This is a genomic window from Rhizobacter sp. Root404, assembly GCF_001425865.1.
Taxonomy (GTDB): Bacteria; Pseudomonadota; Gammaproteobacteria; order Burkholderiales; family Burkholderiaceae_C; genus LMDS01.
Genome location: NZ_LMDS01000007.1, coordinates 75239 through 89933 on the forward strand (window position 1 = coordinate 75239; position 14695 = coordinate 89933).

Below are 14695 nucleotides of genomic sequence, written 5' to 3' on the forward strand. Positions count from 1 at the left end.
TCGCCCGCGCTTACAACGTCAGCTCGCCGTGGATGCAGTCGACGCTGTGCCCGCCGACCCAGACCTGCCCGTCGACACGCTCGATGAACAGGCGGCCGCGGCGCTGCAGGCAGCTGCCCTGCGCGGCCACGTAGCGCTCGGGTGCGGCGCCGCTGGCGATAAGCCACTGCGCCAAGCTCGCGTTCAGGCTGCCCGTGACCGGGTCTTCATAGCCCGGCCCTTCGCCGATCAGCGCGCGCACTTCGAACTGCGCGTCGTGGCCGGGCGCATGGGCGCCGACGACGCCGAGCTTGATGCCCTTCAGCGCCGGCCAGTCCGGCCGCAGCGCCAGCACCGCGTCGGCCGAGGCCAAGCGGATCGCGCTCCAGCCTGGGCCGTTGTCGACCCACTGGTGATCGACCACCTCCTCGCGCCGCAGGCCCAATGCCGCGGCGATGCGCGCCAGCAGTTCGTCCTCCAGCGGGCCGCTGCGCACACACGGCGGCGCCGCGAACGCGAGCCGCGCGCCGCCACGCCGCACGCGGATCAGGCCGGCACTGCACTGCTGCACGACCTCGGCGGCAGCGCGCGCCCTGCCGCCGGCGGCGAGCCAGGCATGGCAGCTCCCCAGGGTCGGGTGGCCGGCGAAAGGCAGCTCGCGCTGCGGCGTGAAGATGCGCACGCGGTAGTCGGCGGCCGGATCGGTCGGCGGCAGCAGGAAGGTGGTTTCGCTCAGGTTGGTCCAACGCGCGAACGCGGCCATCTGTGCATCGGTCAGCGCGTCGGCGTCGTGGACGACCGCGAGCGGGTTGCCGAGCAGCGCGGTGTCGCTGAACACATCCAGCTGCGTGAAGCGAAGCGTGCTCATCAGTCGCCCTTCAACGCCTGCGCCAGCAGCGCCACGCCGCGCTCGATCTCCGCCGGCGACACGGTGACGAACGACAACCGCAACGTGTTCGGCTTCGGGTCGGCGGCGAAGAACGCGGCGCCGGGCACATAGGCCATGCCGAGGTCGACCGCTTTCGGCAGCAGCGCGGTGGCGTCGACGCCGGCGGGCAGTTCGACCCAGAAGAACATTCCGCCGCTCGGCACGTTCCAGCGGCAACCGGGCGGCAGATGCGCCTCGAGCGCCGCACGCATCGCATCGCGCTGCTGCTTGTAGCGCGCGCGGATCGTCGGCACGTGGTCGCGCAGGAAACCGTCACGGATCACCTCGTGCACGACGCGCTGGTTGAAGCCGGGCGTGTGCAGGTCGGCCGCCTGCTTGGCCTGCAGCAGCTTCGGCATCATCGCCGGCGGCGCGATCACGTAGCCGAGCCGCAGGCCGGGCGCCAGCACCTTCGAGAACGAGCCGAGGTAGACCGTCCCCTCGGGCCAGCGCGACGCGAGCGACGGCGGCGGCTCGGCGTCGAACCACAGGTCGCCGTACGGGTTGTCCTCGACGATCGGCAGCCCGATCGCGCGTGCCGCGTCGACCAGCGCGGCGCGGCGCGCCTCGCCCATGCAGCGACCGCTCGGGTTCTGGAAGTTCGGCAGCATGTACAGGAAGCGGGCGCCTTGCGCGACGGCCAGGCCTGCGGGCAGCGGGCCGTCGTCGTCGCAGGGCACCGTCACGACCTCGGGTTCGTAGGGCGCGAACGCCTGCAACGCGCCGAGGTAGGTCGGCGACTCGACGGCCACCGTGCTGCCGGCATCGATCAGCACCTTGCCGACCAGGTCGAGGCCCTGTTGCGAGCCGGTCGTGATCAGCACCTGGGACGCATCGACGCGAAGACCCTGCGCCGCCATCTGCGTGGCGACCCATTCGCGCAGCGGCCCGTAGCCTTCGCTCGCGGCGTACTGCAACGCCTCGCGCGGGCTGTCGCGCAGCACGCGGGCGCTGGCCTCGCGCATCGCGTCGATCGGGAAGCTGTCCGGCGACGGCAGGCCGCCGGCCAGCGAGATGATCCCCGGCCGCTCGGTGACCTTCAGGATCTCGCGGATCACCGACGGGTTCATGCGCTCGGCGCGGCGTGCGAGCCGCCAGGGACTGGAAGAGGGGGTCGTCATCACGGAATCCGGGGTTGGAGCGATGGGGAATGGGCCGGCATCTTCTTGCCGACGAACACGACGGCGATCACCGCCAGCGAGAACATCACGGTCACGGCATCGAGCGTCTCGCCGAGCACCGGCACCGCGAACAGCAGCGCCAGGAACGGCTGCACCAGCTGCACCTGGCTGACGCGCACGGTGCCGCCGAGCGCCAGGCCGCGGTACCACGCGAAGAAGCCGAGCCACATCGAGAACAGCGTGACGTAGGTGAAGCCGCCCCACGCGCTGGCCCGTACCGGCGCCGTCGGCCAGGTCGCGAGCATCGCGGGCAAGGTGAGCGGCAGGCTCAGCACCAGCACCCAGCAGATCACCTGTTCGGCCGGCAGCTCGCCCGCGACACGCGCGCCGGACACATAGCCCACCGCGGTGAAGAACACCGCCAGCAGCAGCAGCCCGTCCGCGGCGCTGACGTGCCCGGCGCCGCGGTACGTGGCGAACGCGAGCACCATCGCACAGCCCAGGCCGGCGCAAATCCAGAACCCGTTCGACGGGCGCTGGCGGAACCACAGGGCCGCGCCGACCGCGGTCGCCAGCGGCATCAGCCCGGTGACGACTGCCGCGTGCATCGCGTCGACCTGGCGCAGTGCCAGGCTCAGGAACAGCGGGAACCCGACCACCGTGCCGAGCGCCGACGTGAACAGCGCCGGCAGGTGGCGGCGCTGCACTCGTGGCGCGCCCGTGATCCAGAGGTAGGCAATGCTCAGCAGGCCGGCGACGGCGGCGCGGCCGGCGGTCACGAACAGCGGCGGCAGTTGAGGGTCGGCCGCCGGGCCGACGGCCAAGCGGGTCATCGGCAGCGTCATCGCGAAGATCACGACACCCAGCAGGCCGAGCCACAGGCCCCGGGTTTCGTCGTGCGCGGTCATCGTGCCCATGCCGGCAGTCTACGTCCACACACCAGCACAGAACCAGTACACTTTGCGATACGTCAAGCGCATCTGTATCGGACCTCCCGTCGGCACAAGCCCCATGAACGACGTCTTCACCCTGTCGCTCCCGCTCACGCGCGCGGCCGACACCACGCTGACCGAGCAGCTGGCCGCCCGCTTCATCGAGCGCATCCGGCAGCGCCTGCTCTCCCCCGGGGCGCGGCTGCCATCGGTGCGCGAATGCGCGCGTCGCCACCAGGTCAGCCCGCACACCGTGGTCGCCGCCTACGACCAGCTGCTGGCGCTCGGGCTGGTCGAGGCCCGCAAGCAACGGGGGTTCTTCGTGCGGGAAACGCCGGTCGCGCGCACCTCGAGCATCACCGCACCGTCCGCCGGGCGGGCGCCGGCGATGCCGCTGCCGGTCAGCGCGACGGCGCTGATCCGTGGCATGTTCCAGCCGCCCGGCGCGCGCCCGATGCCCGGGCTGGGCACCCTGCCGGCCGACTGGCTCGACCTGCCGCTGCTGACTGCGGCGCTGCGCAAGGTCAGCAGCGGCGCGCAGCTCGGCGCGGTGTCGCTGCAGTACGGCGAGCCGGCGGGTGAGTTGCGGCTGCGCACGGCGCTGTCGGCCAAGCTCGCGGATTTCGGCGTCACCGCCTCGCCGCAGCAGATCGTCACGACGATCGGCGCCACCCACGCGCTCGACGTGCTGACGCGCACGCTGCTGCGCGCCGGCGACAGCGTGCTCGTCGACGAGCCCGGGTGGTCGGTCGAATACGCGCGCCTGGCGGCCCTCGGGATGCGCGTGCTGCCGGTGCTTCGCGGCGACGACGGGCCGGACCTGGTCGCGATGCAGCACCTGATCGACGCGCAGAAGCCGGCGCAGCGGCCCCGGCTGTATGTCACCGTCTCGGTGCTGAACAACCCGACCGGCGCCTCGCTGTCGCTGCAGGCCGCACACCGGGTGCTGCAACTCGCGCAGGCCAACGACCTCCACATTGTCGAGGACGACACCTACGCGCACCTGGCGCCGGCGCACCTGCCGCGCCTGGCCGCCCTCGACGCGCTGGAGCGCACGGTCTATGTCTCGGGCTTCTCGAAGATCCTGGTGCCGAACTGGCGCGTCGGCTTCATCGCGGCCCCGCATGCGCTGGTCGACCGGCTGATCGACACCAAGCTGCTGACCACGTTGACCACACCCGGCCTCACCGAACTGGCGCTGGCGCACTGCCTGGAACAGGGCGGCCTGCGCCGCCACACCGAGCGCGTCGCCGACAAGCTCGCCCAGGCGCGCGAACGGGCGATCGCGCTGGTCGAAGCCCACGGTTGCAGCTTCGCGGCGCCACCGCGCGGCCTGTTCGGCTGGGTCGATGTCGGCACCGACACCGAGCGCCTGGCGCAGGTGTTGCTGGACGACTGGTTGATCGCCCCCGGCGCGCTGTTCCACGCCACGCATCGCCCGACAACCCTGATGCGCATCAACTTCGCCACGTCCCAGGACCCGCGCTTCTGGCGCGCGCTGGACGCCGCGCGCGGCTGAACGGCCGGCGCGGTGACCGGTTACATCGCAAGGTCAAGTCGACGCGAAGTTGCGCGTAAGCAGGGGTTACAGGTGAAAATACGGTCGTGATCAAAGGTGAACTCTTCGATTCGACCATTCCGTTCGGCGAACCCGAACTGTTGAAGGCGAGCTCATACCAGCGCTACCTCGAGGAACTCGACGCCGACTCGGTGCCGGGCAGCCCCGCGACGCGCCTGTCCCAGTTGAGTTCGTCGCTGCAAGCCGACCTCTGGCGGCATGAACAGCGTACCGGCAGTTACGAGATCGTGGAAGTGATGGCGGCGTGCCTGCGGCACTCGTCCCGCGTCACGGTCCACCTGCAATGCGGCGCCCGGGTGGTGCCGTTGACGGTCTTCCCGTACGAGCGCCTCGTGCACTGCCCGATCGACCTGGACGAACTCGTGGAGCGCCACCTGCAGCACCTGCACGTGATGCATCTCGAGCCGGCCACCCTCCGGCCGCCCGGCGATCCGGTGCGCGAGTTGATCGGCGAGCCGCGCCTGTACCGATCGTTGGCGCCGCTGCTGTGGGTGCTGGCGCTGCGCGGCCCGCGTCGCGACCTGCTGCCGGAGATCGCCGGGCCCGCGGTCTACCGGGTCTCGCCAGCGCTCGACCTGGACACGGCGCCGATCAGCGGCAGCCTGCGCGCGGCGATCGAGCGCCTGCGCCTGCAGGCAATGCCCCTCAGCGCCATCGCGGCGTGGCCGGCCTTCGACCGCGAGCGCGCGGCGCGCATGCTCAACGCGCTGTACCTGCAGGCCGGGCTGATCGTCAGCCGCTCGCACCCCGACGCGGTGCGCGAGAGCTGGTTCGGCGGCTGACCGTACCGGGCGCGCTCAGCGCGCGCCGAGTTCTTCCCACCGCTCCATCGCGGCCAGCAGCTCGTCGTCGATCGCCGCAACGCGCGTCTGCGCCTTCATCGCGCGGTCGGCCTCCTTGGCGTAGGACTCGGGCTGAGCGAGGAACGTCGCCAACTCTTTCTGCTCGGCCTCCAGCGCCTCGATGCGCTTGGGCAGTTCGTCGAGTTCGCGCTGTTCCTTGTAGCTGAGCTTGCGCGGCTTGACGGCCGGCGCAGCGGGCGCGGGCGCGGGCGCGGCCGGCCTGGCGGCGGGCGGGGTGTCCTTGGTGCGGGCGGCACGGGCGGCCTGCTCGCGGATCGCATTGGCGCGATCGCGCTGGATCTTCCAGTCCTCGTAGCCGCCTTCGTACTCGCGCCAGCGACCCGGCGACTCGTCGCCCTCCCAGACGATCGTGCTGGTCACGACGTTGTCGAGGAAGCGCCGGTCGTGGCTGACGAGGAAGACCGTGCCCTTGTACGACTGCAGCAGCTCCTCCAGCAGTTCGAGCGTGTCGATGTCGAGGTCGTTGGTCGGCTCGTCGAGCACCAGCACGTTGGCCGGCAGCGCGAACAGGCGGGCCAGCAGCACGCGATTGCGCTCGCCGCCACTGAGCGTGCGCACCGGCGAGTTGGCGCGCTCGGGGGAGAACAGGAAGTCGTTCAGGTAGCTCATCACGTGCTTGCGCTGGCCCGCGAATTCGACCCACTCGCTGCCCGGGCTGATCGTGTCGGCCAGCGTCGCGTCCAGGTTCAGCGTGCTGCGCATCTGGTCGAAGTACGCGACCTCGAGCTTGCTGCCCTGGCGGATCTTGCCGCTGTCGGGCTGCAGCTCGCCGAGGATCAGCTTCAGCAGCGTCGTCTTGCCGGCGCCGTTCGGGCCGATCAGGCCGACCTTGTCGCCGCGCAGGATCGTGGCGCTGAAGTCCTTCACGATGACCTTCTCGCCGAAGCGCAGCGACACCTCCTTGAGCTCGGCGACGATCTTGCCGCTCGGCGCGCCGGAGTCGACTTCCAGGCGCACCTGGCCGAGCGAATCGCGGCGCTTCTGGCGCTGGTCGCGCAGCACCTCCAGGCGCTGGATGCGCGCGACGCTGCGCGTGCGGCGGGCCTCGACGCCCTTGCGGATCCAGACCTCTTCGGCGGCGAGCAGCTTGTCGGCCCGCGCATTGGCGAGCGCGTCGGACGCGAGCTGCTCTTCCTTCATGCGCTCGTAGGCCGTGAAGTTGCCGGGGTAGCTGCGGATGATGCCGCGGTCGAGCTCGATGATCCGCGTGGCCACGCCGTCAAGGAACGCGCGATCGTGGGTGATCAGCATCACGGCGCCCTTGAAACCGCGCAGCAGCTCTTCGAGCCAGGCGATCGAATCGAGGTCGAGGTGGTTGGTCGGCTCGTCGAGCAGCAGCACGTCGGGCACCGCGACCAGCGCCTGCGCCAGCGCCACGCGCTTCTTCATGCCGCCCGAGAGCTCGCTGATCTCGCGTGTGCCGTCGAGGTGGAGCTGGTGCAGCGTGGTGTCGACCCGCTGCTCCCAGTTCCATGCATCGAGCGCCTCGATGCGGGTCTGCAGCGCGTCGAGATCGACGCCGTCGGCGTGTTCCTCGTAGGCCTGGCGCGCATCACGCGCCTCGGCCACGCCCTCGCTGACCGCCTCGTAGACGCTGTGCCCGGGCTCGAAAGTCGGCTCCTGCGGCACGTAGCAGATGCGCACGCCCTGCGTCATCTGCAAAAGCCCGTCGTCGAGCTTCTCGAGCCCGGCGATGATCTTCAGCATCGACGACTTGCCGGCGCCGTTGCGACCGATCAGCCCGAGCCGTTCGCCGATCTCGAGCGAGAACGCCGCGTTGTCGAGCAGGGCCACGTGGCCGAAGGCGAGGTGGGCGTTGGAGAGGGAAAGAATGGCCATGGGGTCACGCGTGTGCCGCCGCGCATCACGCGCGCACGACTCTCAGGGAAAACGCGGATTATCCCCGTGACTCAGTTCTTCAGCGCGGACTCCAGCGCATCGACGAACATCTTCGCCACGTCGAACCCGCTCTGCTGCGTGATCTCCTGGAACCCGGTCGGGCTGGTCACGTTGATCTCGGTCAGGCAATCGCCGATCACGTCCAGGCCGACCAGCAGCAGTCCGCGCTTGGCGAGCACCGGGCCGATCGCTTCGGCAATCTCGCGGTCGCGCGCGCTCAGCGGCTGCGCCACACCCTTGCCGCCGACGGCCAGGTTGCCGCGGATCTCGCTGCCCTGCGGGATGCGCGCGAGCGCATGCGGCACCGGCACGCCGTCGATCACGAGGATGCGCTTGTCGCCCTTGACGATCTCGGTCAGGTACTTCTGCACCATCACGGTCTCGGCGCCGCCCTTGTTCAGCGTCTCGGTGATGCTGCCCAGGTTCAGGCCGTCGGGCCCGACGCGGAAGATGCCCATGCCGCCCATGCCGTCGAGCGGCTTCAGGATGATGTCCCGGTGCTCGGCGTGGAAGCGCTTGATGTCAGCCTCGCTGCGCGTCACCAGCGTGGGCCCGATGAACTGCGGGAACTCGAGGATCGCGAGCTTCTCGGGGTGGTCGCGCAGCGCGCGCGGGCTGTTGAACACGCGCGCGCCTTCGCGCTCGGCCTGGCCGAGCAGGTGGGTGGCGTAGAAGTATTCGCTGTCGAACGGCGGGTCCTTGCGCATCACGATCGCGTCGACATCGGCGAGCGCGCTCACCTGCGGCTCGCCTTGCGGCTTGAACCAGTCGTAGGCGTCACCGGTGAGCGTGAACGCCCGCAGCGGCGCGCTGACCCGGCCGCCGCGCTGCCACATCACGTCCTGCGGCTCGCACGCGAGCAGTTCATGGCCGCGCGACGCGGCCTCGCGCATCATCGCGAAGGTCGAGTCCTTGTAGGTCTTGAAGCTGGCGAGCGGGTCGGCGACGAAGAGCAGTTTCATGATCGGAGACGGGAGGCGCGGGGCCGCCACTGTTGCACAAAAAGCGCCAGCGCGCCGGCGACGACGCCCCAGAACGCCGAGCCGATGCCGGCCAGGCTCACGCCGCTGAGCGTGACGAGGAAGGTGATCAGCGCGGCCTCGCGGTACGCGTCGTCGGCGAGCGCCACCGCCAGCCCGCCGCCGATGCTGCCGAGCAGCGCCAATCCCGCGATCGCGACGACGAGTTCGCGCGGGAACGCGGTCAGCACGCCCGTCACCGCGGCACCGAACAGGCCGACGATGCAGTACAGCACGCCGCACGCGACCGCGGCCATGTAGCGCTTGTCCGGATCGGGATGCGCCTCGCGGCCCATGCAGATCGCCGCGGTGATCGCCGACAGGTTCAACGCAAAGGCACCGAACGGCGCGAGCACCAGTGTCGCCAGGCCGGTCAGCGTGATGATCTTCGAGATCGGCATGTCGTATTTCGCGGCCCGGATCGCCGCGACGCCGGGCAGGTTCTGCGAGGCCATCGTCACGACGAACAGCGGCAGCGCCAGGCTCACCATCGCGCGCCACGTGAATTCGGGGCTCGTGAACACCGGCAAGGTCAGTCCCCACTGCACGCCGCCCAGGTGCAGCCGGCCTTCGACCGCGGCATAGCCGATCCCGACCAGCAGCACCACCGGCACCGCGTAGCGCGCCCACAGGCGGCGCCCGACGAGGTAGGCCAGCAGCATCGCCAGCACGAGGCCGAGGGCCGATTTCAGCGCCACGAACGCATCAAGCCCGAAGCGCGTCAGCACGCCGGCGAGCAACGCGCTGGCGATCGGCATCGGGATGCGGCCCAGCAGCTTCTCGAACCAGCCGGTCACGCCGAACAGCGTGATCAGCGCCGCGCAGGCGATGAACGCCCCGGTCGCCTCCGCCATGCCGAAGCCGCCGGCGACACCCGCCGTCGCGAGCACCGCCGCGCCCGGCGTGCTCCACGCCACCATCACCGGCTGGCGCAGCCACAGCGACGGCAGCGCGGTGCACAGCCCCATGCCCAGGCCGAGCGCCCACATCCACGAGCTGATCTGCGCCGGCGTGGCACCGAGCGCGGTCGCGGCCGAGAACACGATCGCGACCGAACTGGTGAAGCCGACGAGCACCGCGACGAAACCGGCTGTCGCCGCCGAGAGGGAGAGATCTTGGAAAAGCGAGCGCATCGGCAGGAGGATAGCGTCGGCCCGGTCGGCCGGATCGTGGCGCCGCGCGGCGCCGCCGCCGGGTCAGATCTCGACCTTGGACCCCAGCTCCACCACCCGGTTGGTCGGCAGGCTCAGGAAGTCGGCCGCGGCGGCGGCGTTGCGGTGCATGCTGGCGAAGAGCTTCTCGCGCCAGTCGGCCATGCCGCCGCCGATCGTCGGCATCACGATGTCGCGCGACAGGAAGTACGAGGTGTCCATCTCGTCGATCACGCAGCCGCGACGCTCCAGCAGCGCCAGCGCCTCCGGCACGTCCGGCTCGTTCTTGAAGCCGAAGTTCAGCGTGACCTGCCAGCAGTCGTGGCCCAGCGCTTCCATCTCGCAGCGCTTGTCGAAGCCGATCCACGGCACCTCGTGCTGCTTGACGGTGACGAACAGGTTGGTCTCGTGCAGCACCTTGTTGTGCTTGAGGTTGTGCAGCAGCGCATTGGGCGTGATGCCCTGGTCGCTGACCAGGAACACCGCAGTGCCCTGCACGCGCGTCGGCGGGCTCACGAACACCGCCTCGAGGAAGCTCTTCAGGTCGATCGCGTCCTCGCGCAGCCGGGCCGACATGAGCTTGCGGCCCTGCTTCCAGGTCATCATCAGCGTGAACATCACGCCGCCGATCGCGACCGGGAACCAGCCGCCGTCGAACACCTTGACCACGTTGGCGCTGAAGTAGACGAAGTCGACGATGAAGAAGAAGAAGGTCGCGCCAAAACACAGCGACCACGGGTACTTCCAGCCGTAGCGGATCACGAAGAAGGTCATCGTGGTCGTGATCAGCATGTCGATCGTCACGGCGATGCCGTAGGCCGCGGCCAGCTTGGTGGTCGAACCGAACACCACGACCGCGATCACGATGCAGACGTACAGGCTCCAGTTGATGAACGGCACGTAGATCTGGCCGGCCTCGCGAACGGAGGTGTGCAGGATGCGCAGCCGCGGCAGGTAGCCGAGCTGCGTGGCCTGCTTGGTGACCGAGAACGCCGCGGTGATCAGCGCCTGGGAGGCGATCACGGTGGCGCAGGTGGCCAGCACGATCAGCGGGAACAGCGCCCACTCGGGCGCCATCTCGAAGAACGGGTTCTTCACGCGGCTGGGGTGCTCGAGCAGCATCGCGCCCTGGCCGAAGTAGTTCAGCACCAGCGCCGGCATCGCCAGGCTGAACCAGGCCAGGCGGATCGGACGCTTGCCGAAGTGGCCCATGTCGGCGTACAGCGCTTCGGCGCCGGTCACGCAAAGCACGACCGAGCCGAGCGCGATGAACGCGACGCCCGGGTTGCCGACCAGGAAGATCAGCGCGTAGTGCGGGCTCAGCGCCCACAGGATCGCCGGGTTCTCGGCGATGTGGATCACGCCGAGCAGCGCCAGCACCAGGAACCACGTCACCATCACCGGGCCGAACATCTTGCCGACGCTGGCCGTGCCGTGGCGCTGCACCATGAACAGCGCCGTCAGCACCATCAGCGTGATCGGGATGATGTACTTGTGCAGCGCCGGCGCCGCCACCTCGAGGCCCTCGACCGCCGAGAGCACCGAGATCGCCGGGGTGATCACGCCGTCGCCGAAGAAGATCGCGGTGCCGAAGATGCCCAGCAGCAACAGCTTGCGGCGCAGCGCCGGCCGGCCGCGCACTGCCGTCGAAGCGAGCGCCAGCATCGCGATCAGGCCACCCTCGCCGTTGTTGTCGGCGCGCAGGATCAGCACCACGTACTTGATCGAGACGACGACGGTCAGCGTCCAGAACACTAGCGACAGCACGCCGTAGATGTTCTCGGCGGTCAGGATCACGTGGCCGTGCGCGAACACCTCCTTCAGCGCATAGAGCGGGCTGGTGCCGATGTCGCCGTAGACGACCCCGATGGCGGCGAGCATGAGCCCGGCCATGCCGGACTTGTGGGACGAGGAAGAGGAGCTCAAGCGGACTGCCGGAAATTCTTGTCGGGTGATTGTGCGCCCACGGCAGCGCCCAAACCGCCACGGGCCGTCGTCAGATCTGTACCTTGGTGCCGAGCTCGACCACCCGGTTCGGGGGCAGGTTCAGGAAGTCCGCGGCCGATGCGGCATTGCGGTGCATGCTGGCGTACAGTTTCTCGCGCCAGGGGGCCATGCCGGCGCCCAGCGACGGAACGATCGTCGCGCGCGAGAGGAAGTACGAGGTCGTCATCGGGTCCAGTTCGAAGCCGTGGCCCTGCAGCAGCTCGAGCGCGGCGGGCACGTCGACATCGTTCTTGAACCCGAAGTTCAGCGTGACTTCCCAGCAGCCCTTGCACAGCTGGCGCGCGCGCGCCCGTTCCGCGAACGGCACCCAGGGCACGTCGTGGGTGTGCACGGTGACGAACAGGTTGAGTTCGTGAAGCACGTTGTTGTGCTTCAGGTTGTGCAGCAGCGCGGTGGGCGTCAGGTCGGCGACCGCGTTCATGAACACCGCGGCACCGGGTGCGCGCATCGGCGGGTCGGACAGCACGCTCTTCAGGAAGGGCTGGAGTTCAATCGCGTCGGCGCGCAGGCTGGCCGACAGCAGCTCGCGGCCGCGCGCCCAGGTGACCATGCCGGTGAAGATCAGCGTACCGATGACCAGCGGGAACCAGCCGCCCTGCACGATCTTCAGCAGGTTGGCCGAGAAGAACACCACGTCGATCGCGAAGAAGAAGCCGGTGGCCAGCAGTGCCGGCAGCAGGCTGAATTTCCAGGCGTAGCGCAGCACGTAGAAGGTCAGCAGCGTGGTGATCAGCATCGTGCCCGTCACCGCGATGCCGTAGGCCGCGCCGAGCGCGGTCGAGGAGCCGAAGCCGAGCACCGCGGCGATCACCGCGACCAGCAGCGCCGCGTTGACGGCCGGCACGTAGATCTGCCCGGCCTCCTTGGCGGAGGTGTGGACGATGCGCATGCGCGGCAGGAAGCCGAGCTGGATCGCCTGCTTGGTCATCGAGAACGCGCCCGAGATCACGGCCTGCGAGGCGATCACCGTCGCGGCGGTCGCCAGCAGCACCATCGGCACCAGCGCCCAGCCCGGGAACATGCGGAAGAACGGGTTCTCGATGGCCGTCGGGTGCGCGAGCAGCAGCGCGCCCTGGCCGAAGTAGTTGAGCGCCAGCGCCGGCAGCACGAAGGCGAACCAGGACAGCCGCACCGGTCCGGCGCCGAAGTGGCCCATGTCGGCGTACAGCGCCTCGGCGCCGGTCAGCGCGAGCACGACTGAGCCGAGTGCGATGAACGCCAGCCAGCGGTGGTGCAGCGCGAACGCCAGCCCTTCGAGCGGATTCAGGGCCGCGAGGATCGCCGGCGCCTCGAGCAGGTGGAAGAGACCCATGCCGGCCAGCACCGCGAACCACACGACCATCACCGGCCCGAACACCTTGCCGATGCCTGCGGTGCCGTGCTTTTGCAGCAGGAACAGCGCGATCAGCACCGCCACCGCGATCTCCTCGACATACGGCGTCAGCGACGGCGTCGCGAGCTTCAGCCCCTCGATCGCCGAGAGCACCGAGATCGCCGGCGTGATCACGCCGTCGCCGTAGAACAGCGCGGCGCCGAACACGCCGATCAGCAGCAGCCCGGCACGCAGGCGCGGCCGGTCGGACACGGACGAGGCGGCGAGCGACAGGAGGGCCATGATGCCGCCTTCGCCGTGGTTGTCGGCGCGCATGATCAGGGTCACGTACTTCAGCGTGACGACCACCATCAGCGACCAGAAGATCAGCGAGACGATGCCGGTCAGGTTGGCCGGCGTCAGCGCCAGGCCGTTGGCGGGGTCGAACACCGTCTGCATCACGTACAGCGGGCTCGTGCCGATGTCGCCGTAGACAACGCCGAGTGCGCCGAGGGTCAGCGCCGCGGTGCGCGACGGGCCGGGTTTGCTTTTCACGGGTTGGGGCCGCGGCGGCGCGACGGACTTACTCGTAGACCTCGGCGTTCGGGTCGGTCGCTTCGAGCTCGTAACTGGCCGCCACCATGGCCAGGCGCGCGATCACGCCGTACATGTAGAAGCGGTTCGGCGCGCTCGCGCCGGGCTTGGCGCCGGGCTTGGGCAACTGGTTGTGCTCGGCGAACGCGAGCGGTGCGAAGTGCGCGCCCGGGGCGTTCAGGTTCTCGTCGATGCCGCGCTCCGCATTGACGCGGTAGAAGCCGCCGACGACGTAGCGGTCGATCATGTAGACCACCGGCTCGGCGACCGCGTCGTTGACGCGCTCGTAGGTCGGCACGCCTTCCTGCAGGATGACCTCGTGGACCTCACGGCCGTCCTTGCCGACGCTCATCTTGTTGCGCGTGCGGCGCGACAGGTCGGCCAGGTCCTTCGGGTCGCGCACAGTCATGATGCCCATGCCGTAGGTGCCGGCGTCGGCCTTGACGATGATGAACGGCTTCTCCTGGATGCCGTACTCCTTGTACTTGCGGCGCACCTTGCCGAGCAGCGCCTCGGCGTTGGTCATCAGGCATTCGTCGCCGGTGCCGTCCTCGAAGTTGACCTCGCCGCACTTGGTGTACATCGGGTTGATCAGCCACGGGTCCATGCCCAGAAGCTTGGCGAACTTCTTCGCGACCTCCTCGTAGGCGTGGAAGTGGTTGGTCTTGCGCCGCATCGCCCAACCGGCATGCAGCGGCGGCAGCAGGTACTGCTCGTGCAGGTTCTCCAGCACCTTCGGCACGCCGGCCGAGAGGTCGTTGTTGAGCAGGATCGTGCACGGGTCGAAGTTTTTCAGACCGAGCCGGCCCCGGGTGCGCAGCAGCGGCTCGAGCGTCAGCGTGCTGCCGTCGGGCAGCGCCAGCTCGGTCGGCTGGGTGATGGTCTCGTCGAGCGTGCCCAGGCGCACGTTCAGGCCGGCCATGTGGAAGATCTGCATGAGCCGCTGCACGTTCGCGAGGTAGAACGTGTTGCGGGTGTGCTTCTCGGGGATCAGCAGCAGGTTCTTGGCTTCGGGGCAGATCTTCTCGATCGCGGCCATCGCGGCCTGCACCGCCAGCGGCAGCATCTCGACCGTCAGGTTGTTGAAGCCCCCGGGGAACAGGTTGGTGTCGACCGGCGCCAGCTTGAAGCCGGCGTTGCGTACGTCGACCGAGGTGTAGAACGGCGGCGTGTGCTCCATCCACTCGAGCCGGAACCAGCGCTCGATCGCGGGCAGCGACTCGAGGATGCGCTGCTCGAGTTCGTTGATCGGGCCGTTCAGGGCGGTGATGAGGTGGGGAACCATGGTGGGATTCTAGGCATCTGGGGGCG

11 protein-coding genes are annotated in these 14695 nt (G+C 69.4%); 2 read left to right on the forward strand and 9 right to left on the reverse strand.

Features of this window, described 5'->3' with window-relative positions; genetic code table 11:
* Nucleotides 1-10 precede the first annotated feature (10 nt).
* The 3 genes from ASC76_RS22680 to ASC76_RS22690 are packed head-to-tail and all read right to left on the reverse strand — an operon-like array spanning nucleotide 11 to nucleotide 2945.
* Nucleotides 11-847 (reverse strand): PhzF family phenazine biosynthesis protein, encoded by an 837-nt coding sequence (locus ASC76_RS22680; RefSeq protein WP_056472377.1) that lies wholly within the window; start codon nucleotides 845-847, stop codon nucleotides 11-13.
* Nucleotides 847-2028, reverse strand: coding sequence for a PLP-dependent aminotransferase family protein (locus tag ASC76_RS22685; RefSeq protein WP_056472380.1), 1182 nt, complete (start codon nucleotides 2026-2028; stop codon nucleotides 847-849). Before ASC76_RS22685 ends, ASC76_RS22680 begins: the two co-directional genes overlap by 1 nt.
* Nucleotides 2028-2945 (reverse strand): DMT family transporter, encoded by a 918-nt coding sequence (locus tag ASC76_RS22690; protein ID WP_371262170.1) that lies wholly within the window; start codon nucleotides 2943-2945, stop codon nucleotides 2028-2030. Before ASC76_RS22690 ends, ASC76_RS22685 begins: the two co-directional genes overlap by 1 nt.
* A 94-nt stretch (nucleotides 2946-3039) precedes the next feature.
* Here ASC76_RS22690 and ASC76_RS22695 point away from each other — a divergent pair, with 94 nt between their 5' ends.
* On the forward strand, nucleotides 3040-4479 hold the full coding sequence (locus ASC76_RS22695; RefSeq protein ID WP_056472384.1) for a PLP-dependent aminotransferase family protein: 1440 nt from the start codon (nucleotides 3040-3042) through the stop codon (nucleotides 4477-4479).
* Between the two features lie 86 nt (nucleotides 4480-4565).
* Nucleotides 4566-5321 (forward strand): hypothetical protein, encoded by a 756-nt coding sequence (locus ASC76_RS22700; RefSeq protein ID WP_235580564.1) that lies wholly within the window; start codon nucleotides 4566-4568, stop codon nucleotides 5319-5321.
* 15 nt (nucleotides 5322-5336) lie between these two features.
* Here ASC76_RS22700 and ASC76_RS22705 read toward each other — a convergent pair whose 3' ends face one another.
* The 6 genes from ASC76_RS22705 to gshA form a co-directional block, all read right to left on the reverse strand.
* Nucleotides 5337-7241, reverse strand: coding sequence for an ATP-binding cassette domain-containing protein (locus ASC76_RS22705; RefSeq protein ID WP_056472387.1), 1905 nt, complete (start codon nucleotides 7239-7241; stop codon nucleotides 5337-5339).
* Nucleotides 7242-7312: 71 nt separating this feature from the next.
* Nucleotides 7313-8263, reverse strand: coding sequence for a glutathione synthase (gene gshB, locus ASC76_RS22710; protein ID WP_082549417.1), 951 nt, complete (start codon nucleotides 8261-8263; stop codon nucleotides 7313-7315).
* Complete coding sequence (locus tag ASC76_RS22715; RefSeq protein WP_056472393.1) at nucleotides 8260-9453, reverse strand: benzoate/H(+) symporter BenE family transporter; 1194 nt, start codon at nucleotides 9451-9453, stop codon at nucleotides 8260-8262. The genes gshB and ASC76_RS22715 overlap by 4 nt, the downstream gene beginning before the upstream one ends.
* A 63-nt stretch (nucleotides 9454-9516) precedes the next feature.
* Nucleotides 9517-11364 carry a potassium transporter Kup gene (locus tag ASC76_RS22720; RefSeq protein ID WP_056472396.1) on the reverse strand — a complete coding sequence of 616 codons (1848 nt, stop codon included), beginning with the start codon at nucleotides 11362-11364 and terminating at the stop codon, nucleotides 9517-9519.
* Nucleotides 11365-11467: 103 nt separating this feature from the next.
* Entirely contained in the window at nucleotides 11468-13345 is a 1878-nt protein-coding gene (locus ASC76_RS22725) for a potassium transporter Kup (RefSeq protein WP_056472399.1), read from the reverse strand.
* A gap of 28 nt (nucleotides 13346-13373) precedes the next feature.
* Nucleotides 13374-14669 carry a glutamate--cysteine ligase gene (gshA, locus tag ASC76_RS22730; protein WP_056472402.1) on the reverse strand — a complete coding sequence of 432 codons (1296 nt, stop codon included), beginning with the start codon at nucleotides 14667-14669 and terminating at the stop codon, nucleotides 13374-13376.
* Between the last annotated feature and the right edge of the window lie 26 nt (nucleotides 14670-14695).

Excerpts from the sequence above, each read along its gene's own strand:
- ASC76_RS22680 (WP_056472377.1), bottom strand. The coding sequence starts at position 847 with ATGAGCACGCTTCGCTTCACGCAGCTGGATGTGTTCAGCGACACCGCG.
- ASC76_RS22715 (WP_056472393.1), bottom strand. The coding sequence starts at position 9,453 with ATGCGCTCGCTTTTCCAAGATCTCTCCCTCTCGGCGGCGACAGCCGGT.
- gshA (WP_056472402.1), bottom strand. The coding sequence starts at position 14,669 with ATGGTTCCCCACCTCATCACCGCCCTGAACGGCCCGATCAACGAACTC.
- gshB (WP_082549417.1), bottom strand. The coding sequence starts at position 8,263 with ATGAAACTGCTCTTCGTCGCCGACCCGCTCGCCAGCTTCAAGACCTAC.
- ASC76_RS22685 (WP_056472380.1), bottom strand. The coding sequence starts at position 2,028 with ATGACGACCCCCTCTTCCAGTCCCTGGCGGCTCGCACGCCGCGCCGAG.
- ASC76_RS22690 (WP_371262170.1), bottom strand. The coding sequence starts at position 2,945 with ATGGGCACGATGACCGCGCACGACGAAACCCGGGGCCTGTGGCTCGGC.
- ASC76_RS22705 (WP_056472387.1), bottom strand. The coding sequence starts at position 7,241 with ATGGCCATTCTTTCCCTCTCCAACGCCCACCTCGCCTTCGGCCACGTG.
- ASC76_RS22695 (WP_056472384.1), top strand. The coding sequence starts at position 3,040 with ATGAACGACGTCTTCACCCTGTCGCTCCCGCTCACGCGCGCGGCCGAC.
- ASC76_RS22720 (WP_056472396.1), bottom strand. The coding sequence starts at position 11,364 with ATGGCCGGGCTCATGCTCGCCGCCATCGGGGTCGTCTACGGCGACATC.